The sequence below is a fragment of the Lysinibacillus sp. Y5S-8 genome (genome assembly GCF_036894365.1).
In the GTDB taxonomy this organism is placed as follows: domain Bacteria; phylum Bacillota; class Bacilli; order Bacillales_A; family Planococcaceae; genus Lysinibacillus; species Lysinibacillus fusiformis_D.
In genome coordinates, this window is sequence record NZ_CP145889.1 from 306,003 (window position 1) to 323,405 (window position 17,403).

Genomic DNA, 17,403 nt, shown 5'->3' on the forward strand with positions numbered 1-17,403 from the left:
TTTCAAATAAAGTGAAGGTGTTCACTACTTTTTATGAAGAGGTGTTGTCACGCATCACTTCTCCATATTGAAAATAAGAGTTTATCCCCTCTAAGAATACAGATAATGGGCTATTTGATCGCTATGCTACTATGAAAAAAAGTAAAGACACTTTGCAGAATGGTTGATTGGAATGGAGCCAGCGTCACTCCTAGGGGATTTAGCGTCCCAGAGGAGACCCTGGAGCGAACGTTAGTGAGTGAAGCTGAAGCGGCTCATCGGATGCCCCCTGGAAAGGACGCTGGCGGAACGGAAATCAACCTCTCACCTTGCAAAGTTAGTTTTTCTGCCGTTGACATTATCTTTTAATGTGATATGGGTCACATACATTGATAATGGTTCTCATTTATAGTGTAGCTATAGATGACAGAGGAGGAGAAAAAATGAATTCGACAGAACAGCGTTTACCTACACATCTCTTTTTAGCGAAGTTAGGAAAGACCATTTTACGTCCAGGTGGAAAGGAGGCTACGAACCGAATATTAGAGGCTTGTCAGCTACATGAAGATAGCCATGTCCTAGAGGTGGCTACGAATACAGGAGCGACAGCAATACATATTGCTAAAGCATACAATGCTAAAGTAAGTGGAATTGATATTAATAAAGAGGCAGTTCAAAAAGCAAATGAGATTATTATTCGTGAAAATGTACAGCATCTCGTTCAAATTCAACAAGGAAATGCTACACAATTACCATTTGATGATGCAACCTTCGATGTGGTTATAAATGAAGCGATGCTCACAATGCTACCACAGGAATTAAAAGAACAGGCTTTAGCTGAATATAGGAGGGTTTTGAAGCCAGGCGGTATTTTAGCTACACATGATTTAGTTGTTAAAGCATCAAGTGAAGAAAGTGTTACTGATGAAATTGAGGCACTGCGTAATGTCATTGTTGTGAAGGCACAGCCACTATCAAAGCATCATTGGCAAACTTTAGTTGAAAATACAGGATTCAAACCTGTAGATGTGCATACTGGAGAACTCCACTTAGTATCTTTGGTAGGGCTTATACGAGATGAGGGCTTAGATGGTTTAATACGTATCATTGAAAATGCACGGAAAAATTCGGATGATGAGCAATATTTCCTTGAAATAATTGAGCATTTTGATCATGCTCGCCATCATTTTGGTCACATTACCATCATTGCAAAAAAGCAAGGATAGCCAATGAAAACAGCAATTCAATTTGAACACGTATCTAAATTTTTTGGAACGAAGCAAATCATTAAAGATTGTCATTTAAGTTTGCAAGAAGGTGAAGTGGTGGCTATTGTTGGACCTTCAGGATGTGGAAAGACTACCTTTTTACATCTTGCAACGAATGTACTACAGCCAACATCTGGTCATATTACATGCATCACAGATAAATTGGGTTATGTATTTCAAGAACCAAGGTTATTACCATGGTGTACATTATATGAAAATGTCACATTTAGCTGTAATGGTGTAGTAGATAGATCTCAAATTATGAATCTATTAGCTCGCGTTAAGCTTGACAATGAAATGGATGCGTTTCCTAAGCAATTATCTGGTGGCATGAAGCAGCGAGTTTCAATTGTTAGAGCATTTGCATGCAAGCCTAAGCTTATTATGATGGATGAACCTTTTTCAGCATTAGATTATTGGATAAAAAAAGAACTTGTGCAGGACCTTATTGATTTAATAGAAAATGAGCAAGTAGGTATGTTTTATGTAACTCATGACTATGAAGAAGCTGCAACGGTAGCAGACCGCATTATTAATATTGCGTATGCAAATGAAGGAATCTACAAGGAAATAGTTTTAGATACACCAAGAAAACATCGTAACTTTGATTATATAAAAAATATTGAATATCAATTATTACAACTTTAAATAAGGGAGAAAGTATGCTATGAAAAAATGGACTATAGTAAGTCTTTTAATAGTATGTCTTACAGTTGTCTTAACGGCTTGTGGCAATACAGAAAAAGCAAAGCAAGATCAAGAACCAGAGAAAAGTGTACAAGCTACTCCTGAACAACCAAGTGTATCAAAGGTTGAAAAAATGACTATTCAGGCACCGGCAGGTATTTCGATTGCTGCACCACTCTATAAAATGATTGATGATAAATCGTTACTAGAAGGTGCAGAGGATGTTGAGTTTCTAACTTGGAATACTCCTGATGAATTACGTGCACGTATCAGTGGAGGTCAGGTGCAAGTGTCTGCTGTGCCAACATATGTAGGTGCCAACCTTTACAATAAAGGTGTAGACATTCAATTGGTAAATACATTAATTTGGGGTATTTTATATTTTATTGGACCAGAGGGTGAAGCAATATCATGGGAGGATTTAAAAGGTAAAACGGTCCATGTACCATTTAAGGGAGATATGCCAGCATTAGTATTTCAGTATTTATTACAGAAAAACGGGCTAGATATAGAGAAAGATTTAACGGTGGAATATACAGCAACTCCTCAGGAGGTTGTCCAATTATTAGCGGCTGGCAAAGCACAATATGCTGTATTACCAGAGCATACTGCTTCCCTTGTTATTGCCAAGGCGAAAAAAGAGGGAATTGCCCTACAAAAATCAATGAGTCTACAAGAGGAATGGGCAGCAGCAACAGGAAAGGCACCGCGTATTCCTCAAGCTGGCCTTGTTGTGGATAAGGCATTAATTCAAGAGCACCCAAAAACTGTAGCATTGCTACAAGCAAAAATAGAGGAATCTATTCAATTTTTAAAAGATAATCCTGAAGCTGCTGGTGAGCTATTGGCATCGTATCAAGAAGGGCTTGATCCAACCTTTATTGCAGGATTATTACCTTATTTAAATATCGAATTTGTCACGGCGCAAGAAGCCAAGGAAGAGCTTGAGTTTTTCTTTGAACAACTAGCTTCACTATCGCCAGATATTATTGGTGGGCAATTACCGGATGATGATTTCTATTATGAACCGTAAAAAAAGCTTGATTATTCAAATGAGCACTTGCAGTGGCATCGTGCTCATTTGGACACTATTATCTTTAAATTTCCCGAGCATTTTAATACCTTCTCCATATGAAACACTAACAGCACTATGGCAACTTATAGTAAGTGGTGAGTTGCTTCATCAACTTTATTTAACAATGGTTCGTATGGTAGTAGGTTTATCAATCGGTATGTTTTTGGCAATTTTATCGGGTTTATTGGCGGGTAGATTTGCAGTTATTTATGAAATGTTCCGCCCAGTTATTGCATTTTTATTAGGTATTCCACCTATTATTTTAGTCGTAGTTGCAATGGTATGGTTTGGTACTAATTCAATCATACCAATATTTGTCGTAAGTATTTTAGTGTTTCCAACATTTTATATTAATATTGCTAATGGTTATCGACAAATAGATATTCAACTCTTACAAATGGCGACCGTCTATCAAAAATCAACATGGCAAAAGTTACGTTTCATCATATTACCAAGTCTGATGGTGCCATTTTTTACAGCCTGTTCGTTGGCAGCAGGAGGTGCAGTAAGAATGACCATTATGGCTGAACTATTAGGAACGAATAGTGGTATTGGAGCGGCTTTAACGATGGCACGCATCAATATTAATACGGATAAAGTATTCGCTTGGACGTTGATAAGTGTACTAATAATTTTAGCAATCGATAGTTTTATTTTAAACCCATTAAAAGCAAAAATGATGACATGGAATAGGGAGGAATAACAATGACAATTATACAAGTTCAAGCAATGCTAAAAGAGAAGAAAAAGCATATTGGTAAATTGGGCAGTATTGAGGGTGCAGATGTTTTAAACATTCAATTGCGAGCAGGTGAAAAAATTCCTGAGCATCATACAGACAATGAAGTTTTAATTATTGTTCAATTTGGGGAAGTTCGCTTTATTATTGAAGGGATGGAAGAAATTTTAACACAGGATACCATCTTAGCCTTAAACCCATCTGAGAAGCACAGCTTAGAAGCTATTACAGATGTTCGCTTGATTGTGATTAAATTGAAATAAAAAAGCTCCTAGAGAATGGAGCTTTTTCTATGCTTCATTTTTAGCTGAACTTTAAGTGATGTTATTGAGCTAGACGCGCAATGATAGAGATGCCTTGTAGGTTTTGATTATGCTTCATAAACGTTTTACGCATGAAAAGTACGCGCTTACGAGCTTTCGAATTTATTACTACATTTTTGATGATTTTTAGAACGCCGAATAAGCCTTCATCTTCAATTAAGCGTTTCGGGTAGAGGAGATGCATAGGGGCCGTTTCTACATGTTCTATAGTAAAACCCTGTTGCTTTAAAGCATCTTCCCATTCCTCTACTGTTAATGGTAGGGCATTGACCTTTATAGCTTGGACTAAATCTTTACGAATCTCTTCACGTTGAGTGCTAGTAATAGTAGATGGTGTTAAGCACATCTCATGTATGGCATAGATACCACCAGGCTTTAATAGTCTTTTTGCCTCGCTAATAATGGCATTTTTTTGTTTAGTTGATTGCATGGTCAACATGGCTTCACCGTAGACAACAGTAGCCCATGCATCTGGTAAACCAGTTTGCTCAGCACTACCAATGATACAGCGTTGATTATCCCCATTTAAATATTCTCTTACCTTTTTTGCAGCTTCCTCATCACGTTCAACGGCTATGTAGGTTGGATTTTTTGCTAATGTCATTTTTGCAGTAGTGCCAAGTCCAGGTGCAAATTCTACTACGTAGTCCTGTTCTTTAATGGCTAAATGTTGAAGCATTTGACATGTCATTTGAATGCCACCAGGGCGAAGTACCGTTTTTCCTAAGCTCGCTAAGAGCCAATGACCAGGCATTTTTTCGTAGTTTAGGGTTTGTTTAGTCATTTATGTATCCTCCTTTTATTGAAAATGATTATTATTCTCACTATTATAAAGGTAATATAACATTAATTACTGTGATATATGTCAAATTTGGAGGTAGATAAATGAACTGTCAAAAACAATACTGTTTTTCAAAGGTACCAATATTTCAACATCTAAAAGCACATGAAATGGAAGAAATCTCACACATTATTACACATCATCATTTTGATAAGGGAGAAATTATTTTACTCGCAGGTGATCGGAAGAAAAAATTATTTATCGTAAGGTATGGGCGTGCAAAAGTATTTCATATTTCTACAGACGGTCGGGAGTACGTTATGAGAGTTTTGGAAGCAGGAGAATTTTTTGGGGATGTTACATTGTTTAATAATGAGCCGCAAAAATCGACAGTAGAGGCACTAGAAAAAACTGAAATTTGCTCCCTTGATGGTGAGGAACTGATGAAGATCTTAGCAGGTACGCCTGTTACGCTGTTTCATATGCTTGCCCAGCTTTCCTCACGATTAGAGGAGACAGAAAATCAATTGAGTGAAGCTGTTTCTAAAGAGGTAAGTGAAAGACTGGCTGCCTTTATTTTAAAATCTGCCGCTACAGCAGGAAGCGATACATTTTTATTGACACTTACAAAAAAAGATTTAGCCTCTTTATTGAATACTACAAGAGAGACATTAAGCCGTCGTTTATCTGCATTTCAAAAGGAAGGTTATATAGAGATGACAGGAAAAAGAATTATCATAAAAAATTATGATGCTTTGGAAAATTTATTATAGTAAGACAGTTAATAGTTGATAAAATCAATGAGTTTTGAAAATATTGTCGAAATTGTGATATAGCTCATTGAAATAATGTACAAACAGTCTTATAATGAAGGTTGTAATGTCACCAAGACAAGATAAGGATGGTATTATGATGCGCTTTTTGCGATTTAAAGTAAACATTGTAATAACAAGTCATACGAATCGCTATCCAGCCCTTGTGACTGGTGATTGTGTAAGATATACGCTGTAACGACTGTTAAGTTTTACCTTAATGGTCTTTTTTACATGTAAGCAATAAAAAATAGTACTAGTGATGGCAAAGGAGAGTTCAAAATGTCAGAAACGAATAACCAAACACAGGCTGAACAAGTAACTGTGAGTAAAGAGCAATTAGATGTACTAGATCAATTATTAAAGCCTGAAGTTCAAGAATCACTTACAACTTTAGTTGAGCAATTACCAAAGTTAACTGAAATGATGACATTATTAACGAAATCATACGAGTTTGCTCAAGCTGTTGCAACAGACGAAGTGCTTAAAAATGATACTGTTGGAGCAGTAACAGAAATGGCTGGTCCTGTAGTAGGCTCTGCGAAAAACCTTGCAGCAACTGCAATTGAAGCGAAAGACCGTGCATCTGAAAGCCAAGAAGTAATTGGTTTATTCGGTCTTGTGAAAATGTTAAAAGACCCTCAAGTTCAAAATGTTTTCCGTTTTGTTAATGCTTTCTTACAAGTAAGCTCAGAACGCAAAGCTAAATAAGACTAAAGGTAAATTCAATTCGTAAGGACGGAGGATTAATTAATCATGTCAAAAGAAATCGTCATCTTAGGTGCAGGTTACGCTGGCGTTTTAACTGCATTAACAGCACGTAAGTATCTATCAGCTGATGAAGCTAAAATTACTGTAGTAAACCAATTCCCAACACACCAAATTATCACTGAGCTTCACCGTTTAGCAGGTGGTACAATTGCAGAAGGTGCTGTTGCATTACCACTTAAAAAAATCTTTAAAGGTTTAGATATCGACTTACACATTGCAAAAGTATCAAAATTCAATGTAGATAATAAAAAAGTTGATTTAGATAATGGCTATACATTAACTTACGATACGCTTGTAGTATCTTTAGGTAGCCAAACTGGATTCTTCGGTATCCCAGGATTAGAAGAAAACTCTATGGTCCTTAAATCAGTAAATGATGCTAACAAAATTAACAAGCATATCGAAGACCGCATTAAAGCATACGCACAATCTAAAGATGAAGCAGATGCAACAATCGTTATTGGCGGTGGCGGTTTAACAGGCGTTGAGCTTGTTGGTGAAATTGTGGACAACTTCCCGAAAATCGCTGCAAAACACGGTGTTAACTTTGCTGACCTTAAAATTAAACTTGTTGAAGCTGGTCCAAAAATCTTACCAGTACTTCCAGATACACTGATCCAACGCGCTACAGAAAGCTTAACAAAACGCGGTGTAGAATTTATTACAGGTACGCCTGTAACGGGTGTTGACGGCAATGTTATTTCATTAAAAGATCGTGAACCAATCGTTGCAAACACACTTGTATGGACAGGTGGGGTAGCTCCACTACCAATCGTAGGTGAATCAGGTCTAGCAGCTGATCGTGGTAAAGCAACAATTAATGAATTCTTACAATCTACTTCTCACGAAGATGTATTTGTTATTGGTGATGCATCAGTAGCTCTACCTGCTGATGGAGGCCGTCCATTATACGCTCCAACTGCACAAGTTGCATGGCAAATGGGTGAATGCGCTGGTTATAATGTATTTGCACAATACAGAAACCAAGAGATGAAATCATTCTCAGCAGTAAACTCAGGTACACTTGCAAGCTTAGGTCGTAAAGATGCTGTCGCTACAATTGGCGCAAGCAACACAGAGCTTAAAGGTCTTCCTGCAACATTAATGAAAGAAGCTTCAAATATTCGTTATTTAACACATATTAAAGCTTTATTCGGTTTAGCTTATTAATAAATAAAACACTCACTTTTATCGGGATTACACTGATAGAAGTGAGTGTTTTTTTCTAAAAATGTATATTAATCACTTTAAATCCAGTAAACTAAATACATATTCAATAATCTACTTTCTGGGGTGATAGGCTATGTTAACAATGTTTCAATCAAAAAAAGAAGATATAGAGCAATTTAAGGCTAAAATTGATGAACTGAATGCAAAGCTAGATAAGAAGGATCATGAATTTCAGATTTTCCTCAATGAACTACATAAAGAACTAATTTCAACGATTGGACAACATGATATAGTCAATAACCAGCATATCATTTTAGGAGAGATGGTTACTGAAATATTAAAAGAATTTAATAGAGTAGAAGATAGTACAATACAATCAAATACCATATCTGGACATGCACTTGAAAAAGGTAGTTCTTTAATTGTCTCATCAGATAAAATGGTTTCTTTATCGATTGATAGCAAACAAGCGGTTAAGGAAGTGCAGCATGTTATTGATGAGCTAGGTGAACAATCAAGAAAAACAACAAATAGCATGAATCATTTAAGTGAACGATCAAAGCAAATTACGGATATTGTCAAAGTGATTAGTGAGATTTCCAACCAAACTAATTTACTTGCTTTGAATGCCTCAATTGAAGCCGCACGGGCTGGCGAACATGGCAAAGGGTTTTCAGTTGTTGCAGAAGAAGTACGTAAATTAGCAGAAAATACAAAGTCAAGCACAGAAGATATTGTGAACCTTACGAAAAAAATAGAGGAACAAATCTCCGAAGCCTATGAAGATAATAAAAATAATATGCAGCTAGTAACAGAGGGGCTACAAAAAAGTACAGATACTTCTGAGCAAATCAATGCTTTACTCCAAATCATTATGAATGTGCAGGGTGAAGTGAAGGAATTGCTACAATATATTGATAGTCAAAAAATATCGACTGAGGATGTTATGAGTAAATTCCAAACAACAACAGCGCTATTTGATGAAACGAATAAAGTTTTAACAGAACATATTGATGAATCGGAAATAGTAACCAAAAAATTACTAGAGGCTGTAGATAAAGTGAAATGCTTCCCGAATAATATGTAGATACATAAAAGAACACCCTTCGATTCCTAACGAATCGAAGGGTGTTTTGATTAGATTAATGGTTTGATTAGATTAATGGTTTGATTAGATTAATGGTTTGATTAGATTAATGGTTTGATTGGAATATTGCTTTAGTTGTTTTCTGTATGAGTTTTGGTAAAACGCCAAAGGAGTAAGGTTTGTAAACTCTCTCAGTCCATTTGTGGCCATCTTTCCCATATACCCCCATTGTAACGGAAGGGATATTTAGTGCTTTTATTTTGTCAAAGGGTAGGGGATAAAGGGTATTCCATTCTGGAAAATTATGAAGCAATTCTTGTAGTTCTTCCTCTGTCGCATGAATAGATAAGAAACTACCATCAGCTAAGTAAGGGAAGAAGCGTTTAACTTGGAATAGCTCACCTGTTTCCATAGCAACCTCTTTGACAATATGCTCAATAGTTTGTTTCAATACTTGATCTCTTACCACATTTTCCTTTAAATAATTATGTGGTAAGAATGGTGGTGCAAAAAATAGGACAACACGAGGTTGATGTTCTGGATCGGCCTTTTGTAGGGCATCCACAAGAGCAAATGACTGTTGGCGTAATTCCTTTCCTTCATTCTTTTTCATTACCTCTGCAAGAATAGCCTCAGTTTGAACACCTTTTTCATTCAAGTATGAAATCAGTTCATCATACGTCACCACCTCAATATGCCAGGACAAAGAGCGTTTTGGGACATTGGACCATTCACTATATTTTTCATATTGAAGTTGTAAGTATTGTTCTGCTTCAGTACATGCCTGCTGTGTAACAGCTTTTAGTTTACTGACGACATGAGATGGAGATTCTTCATATAAAAAATAGTTAAAATAAATTTGGCTTGTAGATGCTGTTTGAACTGTGTAGGATTCCTTTGTGTCACGCTGATATAAGCAAGTAGGTGGGAGTATCGTTTCACCTGTAATTTGCTCAGTCAATGCTAAGTTATTATGAATGCGTTCAGTAATTTTAGCTGCTATATAATTCGGGTCGATACCACTTAATGTATCACCCACATGTACCTCACGTCCGTAGATATAGAATGCGGGAAGAAGCTTACCAGCAACGCCTGTATAAATATAACGATGTGGATCATCCCCGTATAATGGTGTTGTAAAATCGGTATTGATTGCCATTAGAAAATCCAACCCATGTGCTATTTTTAAATGACTAAGTTCATCTAATGCATCAATAATCCCATTATGCTCTGACTCTTCACCACCATTTAAAATTAGAAGTAGGTTTCCATCTAATTCTTCAAGATGCTGTGTGAAATACTGAATATTCGCCACATGGACAGCGGCACCACTTTTCATATCCACAGCCCCACGTCCAAACATCCAATCGCCACTTTGAGCATCCTTTTGTACTTCAGCGTTTCCTTCATATTTTCCAAAGAACTCCTCAAGCTTGTGAGGGGAAAAAGCAAACTCCTTTAGATGACCATAATCCTCTATATCGACCGTATCCAAATGGGCGTGATAAATAATTGTTTTCTTTGTTTCATTAGGACTTTTTACGAAAGCAAAGAGATTTTTGCGTCCGATCGGATCATGCTTCACATTTGTCGTCCAAAGAAATGTAGGGTTTTCTTGGTAATAAGGGAATGCTTGCATTTTTTCATAGATGAACTCAATGATTTTCCCCTCACCATGTGTACCATTAATGCTATTAATATTGACTAATTCTTTTGTAAGCTCTTCGATATGTGTTGCAAGTGGTAATTGACTTAGTTGTTGGCACATGTATATTGCTCCTTTTTTGTTCGACTACATATCATTCAAATTAGCAACCATTTCAGTTCAATTGTTTTCAATATATGAAAATTAATCCGTATAGTGGAATATGAAAATATCATATAAGAAAAACGCTTAGTAGTCAATTTTAATTTTTATAAAATTCTGTTATTTATTATTAATTTATTCGCTAGGAAGTCTATTTAAATGAGTAAAAATTCGTTAAAATGAATAAAAGGAGGAGTAGTGATGATTCAATCTATTGAAAGAGCAATGTTGATTATTAATGTACTAGCTAAACAACCGAAGAAATTCTATTCTGTGCAAGATATCTACAATGAAACAGATTTACCGAGTAGTACGATTTATCGTCTATTGTATACATTAGAAACTTTCGATTTAGTAGAAAGAAATGAGGAAAAAAAGGAATTTCGTTTAGGGTATACTTGGTTACAACTAGGAATGAAAATGTACCATCATACAAATATTCGAGAAAAAGCACATCCATTATTAGAAGAGCTTGCAAATAATGTTCGTGAAACTACATATTTAAATATTCCCAAACAATTTAGCTCAATCATTATTGATAGAGTAGATAGCCCAAAAAACGTCCGAATCATAGATATGATTGGTGAAAAAATTCCTTATCCAATCGGGGCTGCCAATAAAGTGCTACTAGCCTTTTCAAGCAAAGAAATCCAAGCTACTTTTTCAGAGAATTATGAAGTGATGGAGCAACTTCAACAAATTAAAGAGATGGGCTACTCTATTAGCTACGGTGAAAAAACAAAGGGAACCGTTTCTGTTGCAGCGCCTGTTTTTGATTTGGATGAGAAACCAATTGCAGCTATCAGTGCAGAATGCTTTGAATATGATACAGATGATGAAAAATTAGAGGGTATTGTGAAAGAAGTAACCAAAACAGCTTACCTCCTCTCACAAGAACTCGGGCATATAAAATAGGTCTTTCCTATTTAAGGAAAAGACCTATTTTTATGTTCTTTAGTCATATTCATAGTAATGGGACTTAGAGGATTGTATATTCAAAAACAATAAAATAGTAGCGACAATGATCATAACAAAGGAGGCACTCACGACCACAAATCGTATTGTGATTAGTTCAGCTGTAATGCCAAAAATGGCTGTTAAGAGAATGATGAAAAATGCGTCCAAAAATCCATAAATACTGCCTATTCGCCCCATGCTCTCAGATGGGATATTATTTTGATAAAAGGTATAGAATCCTGTATTTGCAAAGGCAGTCGCAAATGATAATAGAAAGCAGCCTAGAGCAGCAATAAGAAAAGTGAAGGATGAAGTAAACACCAAATAGCCTAATGCTGTTAGAAGAGATCCCATACCAATCAACCATGCAGTGGACACTTTTTCAACAACCGCTGAATTGATGAATGAGCCAATTAATACACCTATTCCAGCAATACTAACTAAAATTCCATATTGTCCCTCTGATAAAGCAAGTATTTGAGTTGCAAAGGCAGCCTCTAAAGAATCAGTCGCTGTCATCAAGACGATGGTAGCACTAAACAATAAATAGACGCTCATTACATATATATTTTTTAAGCTAAAGCGTATGACCATTTGCCAATCATGAAATAGTACTTGGTAAAGGGATTTTTTTTCTATAGCATTATCAAACTTTAGTCGTTTAAAGGCTTCAACACTCGGCATGTTGAACGTTATACAGGCTGATAAAAATAAAGCAAAGGCATTTAAGTATATAGCCATATTGGCTGTTCCTAGTGTAAATAGAAAGCCGGCAATTGCTGGTCCAGTTAGAAAAGCTCCTGAGTCCAGCAAGCTACGTAATGAGTTAAAACGTTTCCTTTGTGCTATAGGTATTAGTTTAGTGATGTAGGTCATCGAGGTTGGATGATACATAGAGCTAGCTGCTGTAATGATAAAAACTAGCGTATACATCCACGCTAAGCTATAGAAGAGGGGAAGTATAACAATTAGTATAGATTGCACAAGATTTAAAATAATCATTAAATGTTTCTTATTATAACGATCGATAAGGCTTCCTGCCCAAAAATTAGTGAGCAAAGATGAGATTGCTCTTACAATATACAAGCCAGAGACAGCAAGAGCTGATTTTGTAAGATTTAATACAATAAGATTTAAGGCGATAAAATAAATCCATTCGCCAATACTGGAAACACCAATACTACATAATAGGATGGCAGGATAACGCCAGTTCTCTAAATATTTCTTCATATCAATTCCTCCTTAAGCAAAGTCATGATCTGCAAAATAAAAAATCCCACCCCCAAGACGATTAGTCTTAGGGACGAGATTGTGGAATTTATACTCACGTGGTGCCACCCTAGTTCACTACTATGTCACCATAATAGCCTTTTCAGTACGACATAATTACTTATGTTTATACTGTAACTCTATAACGGGAGTTCCCGTCGCACCATCATTCAAATAGAAGTCCAATGCGCTACTCCGAGACTTGTTTCAATAATTCGTTCTTGCTCGTTTTCAGCGACCCGAGCTCTCTGGGAAGAACAGCCTTATTTACTCTTCTCTTCAATGTATTTTTGCTAGTGTAGCATATGTACATAATTTTGGTAAAGAGTGATTTGAAAATTTCGTCAATTATTTTACTGACGATTCTATATGGTAAAGCAACATTTGACGCAACTTCAAGTGAGTGGTCGAGATTCTCCAAAACGGTAAGATCCAATGTCGACAGTTGTGTTATTTTTTTCTGTGAATAGCGAGCCTTTTTTAATCGTCCTAATTGGCAAAACCGCTTGTTGTTTTAGACTAGCATTATTGCTCCAGTCCATTGTCAGGAAGATTATCCATCCATTCTAAATTTAGTATATAATTTTCCTTAACAAGGAGGGAGAAATGAATGAAAGCTATTGTGATCCATGAGTTTGGTGCGGCAGAGGTTTTAAACTATATAGACTGTTCAGAGCCTACTTTGACTAAAGGCGAAGTCCTCATACGCACAACTTATACGAGTGTGAACTATGCAGATATTAAAAACCGCACAGGTAATAAAGCTAAAGCCAATTTTCCAATGATTCTTGGCTTAGATGTTGCAGGTGTTGTAGAAGAGGTTTTCGATGATAACAGTAACTTTCAAAGGGGCGACCAAGTCATCGCATTCCCTAAAAATGGAGCTTATGCAGAATTTGTTGTAGCTAAGGAACAGCTGGTTTTTAAAATTCCTAGTGATGTACCAATTGACAAGGTAGCAGCTGTACCGACGGTTTCATTTTTGGCGTATATGCTAACACATCAAATAGCAGCTATTGGTCAGCATGATGCCGTCTTGATACATGCTGCTTCCGGTGGAGTAGGGACAATGCTTATCCAAATGGCAAAAAAGCTAGGGGCAAAGCAGATTATTGGGACTGTGAGTAATTTAGAGAAAGCGCCAATTGTGTATCAGCTTGGTGCAGATCATGTTCTCACATATGATCAATTCAGTACGCAAGTTCATGAACTAACGGAGAGGCGTGGTGTTGATATTGTGTTTGATTCGATAGCAGGTGCTATAACAGAGGAAAGTTTGAATTGTTTAGCGCCTTATGGCACTCTTGTTCAATTCGGCAATAGTGGAGGCAGAGCAGGCAATATTAAAACATCAGATTTACATAGTAGCTGCCGTACTATAAAAGGCTTCAGCTTAGGCACGACTAGAGCTTCAAAGCCAGAAATGTTGCAGCAGGTTGCACAGGCTATTTTTTCTTTAATAAAAGAAGATAGCTTTCAGGTCCCCATTGCTAAAATTTTTGCCTTAGAAGAAATGAAAAAGGCACATGAATTGATGGAAAGCCGCCAGCATCAAGGGAAAATTCTTATTAAAATATAAAAATACAAAAAGATGACACGTCAATAATAGTGCCATCTTTCCATTTTTATTAATGTTCTAATTCATTTAGTTTTTCATATATACGTCTTTTTCGGTAAAGCATCATGCCCGTTTCAGCGACATCCTGAATCATTCCTTTATTGGCATAGGCTCCAAAGACCATTCCAGCAATAGGAATCATTTGAAACAGCTTTTTCCAGCCAAGCTGATCTCGATAGGTGTAAAATACTTCCTGCCATCCTTGGAGCTGTGAAATCATATTATCAGAAGCCTTTTTCGAGCTATTCATAGTTGAAAGCTCCTGTAAAATGGCTTCTTTACCGACAATATCAGCAGAAGTAAATTGTAGACATTTCACTATGAAAACACGCTCCATCTTATCATTCGGATCATAGCCATGAATCATCGCTATTTCCTGTAATGTTTTTAAAGCAGTTCCTAAAATAACTGGAATATCAATAGCTAAAGTAAAAATGCCTCCGAAGCCAGTAGAGGCCCCTTGTACCGTAGCAAATTTTACACGTTCATTTTGTAATTTATCACTGAGAGCAATCATGTCCTCTAAAGGAATTTGCCCAATATCAGCAATCGTCAAAATATGCTGTGTAGAAGAATGGTTGCGGATTTTTTGAAGTATGGCTTGTTCATTAATTAAATATTTCCCGCCCGATTGAATATAATTGCCTAATTCATCAACTAATAAAGCCATTTTATTTTGAATAAAGGAAGGCGTCATTTTATCTAATATCTTAAAAGGTATTCTCCCTAATTTCTCCCAAAACCATAAATCCTTTTGATCCTTCTCCCACAATTGAATCTCTTGCAAATACTGTTCTAATTGCTCACGTTTATCCATTATTTTCTAATCCCCTTATTTGTCCATATCATTTGAACTTGATTCAGCCAATGTTTATTTTCAGCGAGTCGTAATGGATATACGAAAAAAATTTTATAAGGTTTCGCTCTATTCAATGAAGATTTAGACAAACTATTGAATTCATCATGATTGCCAAACAGAAGCAAGGAGTGCAATGCCGTCATTAATTTGTTGAAGTGTCAGTCCACCATAGCCAATAATGACCTTCGCGTCAATCATACCATTTTGATAGGAGGTAGAGCATGGATAGACTTGAATTCCTACCTCTTGAGCTAGCTGAATTGCTCTATTTTCGGCAAGATATGGAGGTAGCTTTATGACAATATGGAGCCCAGATTTTTCACCGATTACTTGAAATTCATTTGAAAAATGTGTAGAGATGGCAGCCAGTAATGCCTGCTGTTTTTTACGATAAATCGTCCGCATTTTTGCCAAATGCTTATCGAATTGCCCTTGTGCAAGAAAATCTGCTAAAACAAGCTGGTCTACTTTGGAGACAACTGATTTTTGATCTTGATGAAAAGTCATAAACGGTATGACTAGGGATTTTGGTAGAATCATATAACTAATACGTAATGATGGAAGCAATGTTTTTGAGAATGTTCCGAAATAGATGACTCGTTGAAGCTGATCCATTTTTGCTAAAGAAGGGATTGGTAGCCCTTTATAACGATATTCAGAATCATAATCATCTTCTATAATAAGAGCCTCGTTCGAGTTAGCCCATTGTAACAATGCGGCTCTTCTTTCCATCGTCATAATCATGCCTAAGGGAAATTGATGAGCTGGTGTTGTGTATAACATGTGAATTGTTGTTGGAGGAAGTGTAACCCCTGAATTATCCACAGGAATCGCCTCTGTAGATAATCCACATTGCTGTAAAACGGCACGTACTCGTTTAAACCCTGGTTCCTCTAAGCCAACGCGAGTCGTGCCACCAAGAAAATGACAGAGAGCTTGAAGCTGGCTTTGTGTACTACTATAGACAAACACTTGTGATGCAGCACAAACAACCCCACGCGAACGTTCTACATAGCGAGCAATCTCTGTGCGTAAAGTTGCCTCTCCTTCCCAGGGGCTTGTTGATAAGTTGTTGCTATTAAAATGCTTTTTAATTAGCTTGTGCCAAACAGCATAAGGAAAAGCTTCGTTATCCACATGTCCATTCGTAAAGTCGAATTGAATGTCATTTGCGTTACTGATACTAGGAGTAAAAACAGGTGGCTGTTCTTGCTGTAGCCAATCAAATTCAAAGGGAGCGATATAACAACCAGATCTTTCTTTGCTATAAATATAGCCTTCCGCAAGTAATTGTTCGTATGCTTCCTTGATGGTGTGCACGCTCACATCCAATGTTTGAGCAAGAGCTCGTTTAGAAGGCAGTTGCGTATGTGCGTGTATTTTTTTCGTTATAATAGCGTGTTTTATTTCTTCGTAGATTTGTATATATTTCGCTGAATTCCCTGTAAATGAAATGGAAAGCTCCACAAAAATGCCTCCTTTGGTATGGTCGATTTTTTAGTAATTGGTTATATCTATCATATCAGTTTTATCGTTAAATAAGTAAAAAAGGAGTGAGGTGTAATGGAATTTATTGCATTAGAAAATGATGTGGTTAAACTAAAGCCTTTAGAGTTAAACGATTTACCGGGAATAATAGAGGCTGGGCGTTATCCAGAAATTTGGTCACATATGTCCACAACAATCAAGAAAAAGGAGGATGTGAATAACTTTGTGGAAAACGCATTAATAACAAGAAGCGGAAAAACAGAATTCCCGTTTGTAATTGTGGATAAAAAATCAGGAGATATTATAGGTTCAACTAGGTTTATGGATATTGATGATAAGCATCAGCGACTAGAAATAGGCAATACATGGCTGACTCCTGCATACTGGCGTACAGCTATAAATACGAATTGTAAATATTTATTACTGCAATATTGTTTTGAACAGCTTCATTTACAGCGAGTTCAAATAAAAACGGATCATGAAAATATTCGTTCTCAAAAGGCCATTGAGCGTATAGGTGCCACAAAGGAAGGAATATTGCGTAATCATATGATTCGCAAGGATGGAACAACGCGGCATACTGTGATGTATAGTATCACGATTGAAGAATGGTCAAAGGTGAAAAAACATTTAGAAGAGCTATTAGTGCAATTTGGTTATAATTAGGAATAAAATGGATTTTTTTTAATCTAGAAAACCGCTTTTTCTTATAA

18 protein-coding genes and 1 other annotated feature are annotated in these 17,403 nt (G+C 36.5%); of the genes, 13 read left to right on the plus strand and 5 right to left on the minus strand.

The window, feature by feature from the left end:
- Positions 1-422 precede the first annotated feature (422 nt).
- The 5 genes from V6670_RS01470 to V6670_RS01490 are packed head-to-tail and all read left to right on the plus strand — an operon-like array spanning position 423 to position 4,011.
- Positions 423-1,205, plus strand: coding sequence for a class I SAM-dependent methyltransferase (locus V6670_RS01470; protein WP_141905214.1), 783 nt, complete (start codon positions 423-425; stop codon positions 1,203-1,205).
- Between the two features lie 3 nt (positions 1,206-1,208).
- On the plus strand, positions 1,209-1,895 hold the full coding sequence (locus V6670_RS01475) for an ATP-binding cassette domain-containing protein (protein ID WP_036118022.1): 687 nt from the start codon (positions 1,209-1,211) through the stop codon (positions 1,893-1,895).
- A 19-nt stretch (positions 1,896-1,914) separates the two neighbouring features.
- The gene (locus V6670_RS01480; protein ID WP_338652292.1) at positions 1,915-2,967 is read left to right on the plus strand and encodes an ABC transporter substrate-binding protein; all 1,053 of its coding nucleotides are present in this window, start codon (positions 1,915-1,917) and stop codon (positions 2,965-2,967) included.
- Positions 2,942-3,712 carry an ABC transporter permease subunit gene (locus V6670_RS01485; RefSeq protein WP_141905212.1) on the plus strand — a complete coding sequence of 257 codons (771 nt, stop codon included), beginning with the start codon at positions 2,942-2,944 and terminating at the stop codon, positions 3,710-3,712. Before V6670_RS01480 ends, V6670_RS01485 begins: the two co-directional genes overlap by 26 nt.
- A 2-nt stretch (positions 3,713-3,714) precedes the next feature.
- Positions 3,715-4,011 carry an AraC family ligand binding domain-containing protein gene (locus tag V6670_RS01490; protein ID WP_089933118.1) on the plus strand — a complete coding sequence of 99 codons (297 nt, stop codon included), beginning with the start codon at positions 3,715-3,717 and terminating at the stop codon, positions 4,009-4,011.
- Positions 4,012-4,072: 61 nt separating this feature from the next.
- Here V6670_RS01490 and V6670_RS01495 read toward each other — a convergent pair whose 3' ends face one another.
- Positions 4,073-4,855 (minus strand): methyltransferase domain-containing protein, encoded by a 783-nt coding sequence (locus tag V6670_RS01495; protein WP_338652293.1) that lies wholly within the window; start codon positions 4,853-4,855, stop codon positions 4,073-4,075.
- Between the two features lie 101 nt (positions 4,856-4,956).
- Between V6670_RS01495 and V6670_RS01500 the strand changes: the two genes are divergently transcribed.
- From V6670_RS01500 to V6670_RS01520, 5 genes are all read left to right on the plus strand, one after another.
- Positions 4,957-5,625: a Crp/Fnr family transcriptional regulator gene (locus V6670_RS01500; protein WP_338652294.1), complete on the plus strand. Its 669-nt coding sequence runs from the start codon at positions 4,957-4,959 to the stop codon at positions 5,623-5,625.
- A gap of 94 nt (positions 5,626-5,719) precedes the next feature.
- Complete coding sequence (locus tag V6670_RS01505) at positions 5,720-5,863, plus strand: hypothetical protein (RefSeq protein ID WP_175400799.1); 144 nt, start codon at positions 5,720-5,722, stop codon at positions 5,861-5,863.
- A gap of 83 nt (positions 5,864-5,946) precedes the next feature.
- Entirely contained in the window at positions 5,947-6,375 is a 429-nt protein-coding gene (locus V6670_RS01510; RefSeq protein WP_036118008.1) for a DUF1641 domain-containing protein, read from the plus strand.
- 45 nt (positions 6,376-6,420) lie between these two features.
- Positions 6,421-7,605: an NAD(P)/FAD-dependent oxidoreductase gene (locus tag V6670_RS01515; protein ID WP_101966972.1), complete on the plus strand. Its 1,185-nt coding sequence runs from the start codon at positions 6,421-6,423 to the stop codon at positions 7,603-7,605.
- A 133-nt stretch (positions 7,606-7,738) separates the two neighbouring features.
- A complete protein-coding gene (locus tag V6670_RS01520) occupies positions 7,739-8,692 on the plus strand; it encodes a methyl-accepting chemotaxis protein (RefSeq protein ID WP_141905208.1) in 954 nt (317 codons plus the stop codon).
- Positions 8,693-8,798: 106 nt separating this feature from the next.
- On the opposite strand, the gene V6670_RS01525 is transcribed toward V6670_RS01520, so the two are convergent.
- Complete coding sequence (locus V6670_RS01525) at positions 8,799-10,460, minus strand: M20/M25/M40 family metallo-hydrolase (protein WP_141905207.1); 1,662 nt, start codon at positions 10,458-10,460, stop codon at positions 8,799-8,801.
- A 240-nt stretch (positions 10,461-10,700) separates the two neighbouring features.
- Here V6670_RS01525 and V6670_RS01530 point away from each other — a divergent pair, with 240 nt between their 5' ends.
- On the plus strand, positions 10,701-11,414 hold the full coding sequence (locus tag V6670_RS01530) for an IclR family transcriptional regulator (RefSeq protein ID WP_058843989.1): 714 nt from the start codon (positions 10,701-10,703) through the stop codon (positions 11,412-11,414).
- 39 nt (positions 11,415-11,453) lie between these two features.
- Here V6670_RS01530 and V6670_RS01535 read toward each other — a convergent pair whose 3' ends face one another.
- On the minus strand, positions 11,454-12,686 hold the full coding sequence (locus V6670_RS01535; RefSeq protein WP_338652295.1) for an MFS transporter: 1,233 nt from the start codon (positions 12,684-12,686) through the stop codon (positions 11,454-11,456).
- Positions 12,687-12,752: 66 nt separating this feature from the next.
- Positions 12,753-13,017: a binding site (T-box leader), on the minus strand.
- Between the two features lie 318 nt (positions 13,018-13,335).
- On the opposite strand from V6670_RS01535, the gene V6670_RS01540 reads away from it, so the two are divergent.
- A complete protein-coding gene (locus tag V6670_RS01540; RefSeq protein WP_338652296.1) occupies positions 13,336-14,304 on the plus strand; it encodes a zinc-binding dehydrogenase in 969 nt (322 codons plus the stop codon).
- Positions 14,305-14,353: 49 nt separating this feature from the next.
- On the opposite strand, the gene V6670_RS01545 is transcribed toward V6670_RS01540, so the two are convergent.
- Positions 14,354-15,160 carry an EcsC family protein gene (locus V6670_RS01545; protein WP_338652297.1) on the minus strand — a complete coding sequence of 269 codons (807 nt, stop codon included), beginning with the start codon at positions 15,158-15,160 and terminating at the stop codon, positions 14,354-14,356.
- 144 nt (positions 15,161-15,304) lie between these two features.
- On the minus strand, positions 15,305-16,669 hold the full coding sequence (locus V6670_RS01550) for a PLP-dependent aminotransferase family protein (RefSeq protein WP_338652298.1): 1,365 nt from the start codon (positions 16,667-16,669) through the stop codon (positions 15,305-15,307).
- Between the two features lie 96 nt (positions 16,670-16,765).
- On the opposite strand from V6670_RS01550, the gene V6670_RS01555 reads away from it, so the two are divergent.
- Positions 16,766-17,356, plus strand: coding sequence for a GNAT family protein (locus tag V6670_RS01555; protein WP_338652299.1), 591 nt, complete (start codon positions 16,766-16,768; stop codon positions 17,354-17,356).
- Positions 17,357-17,403: the final 47 nt, after the last annotated feature.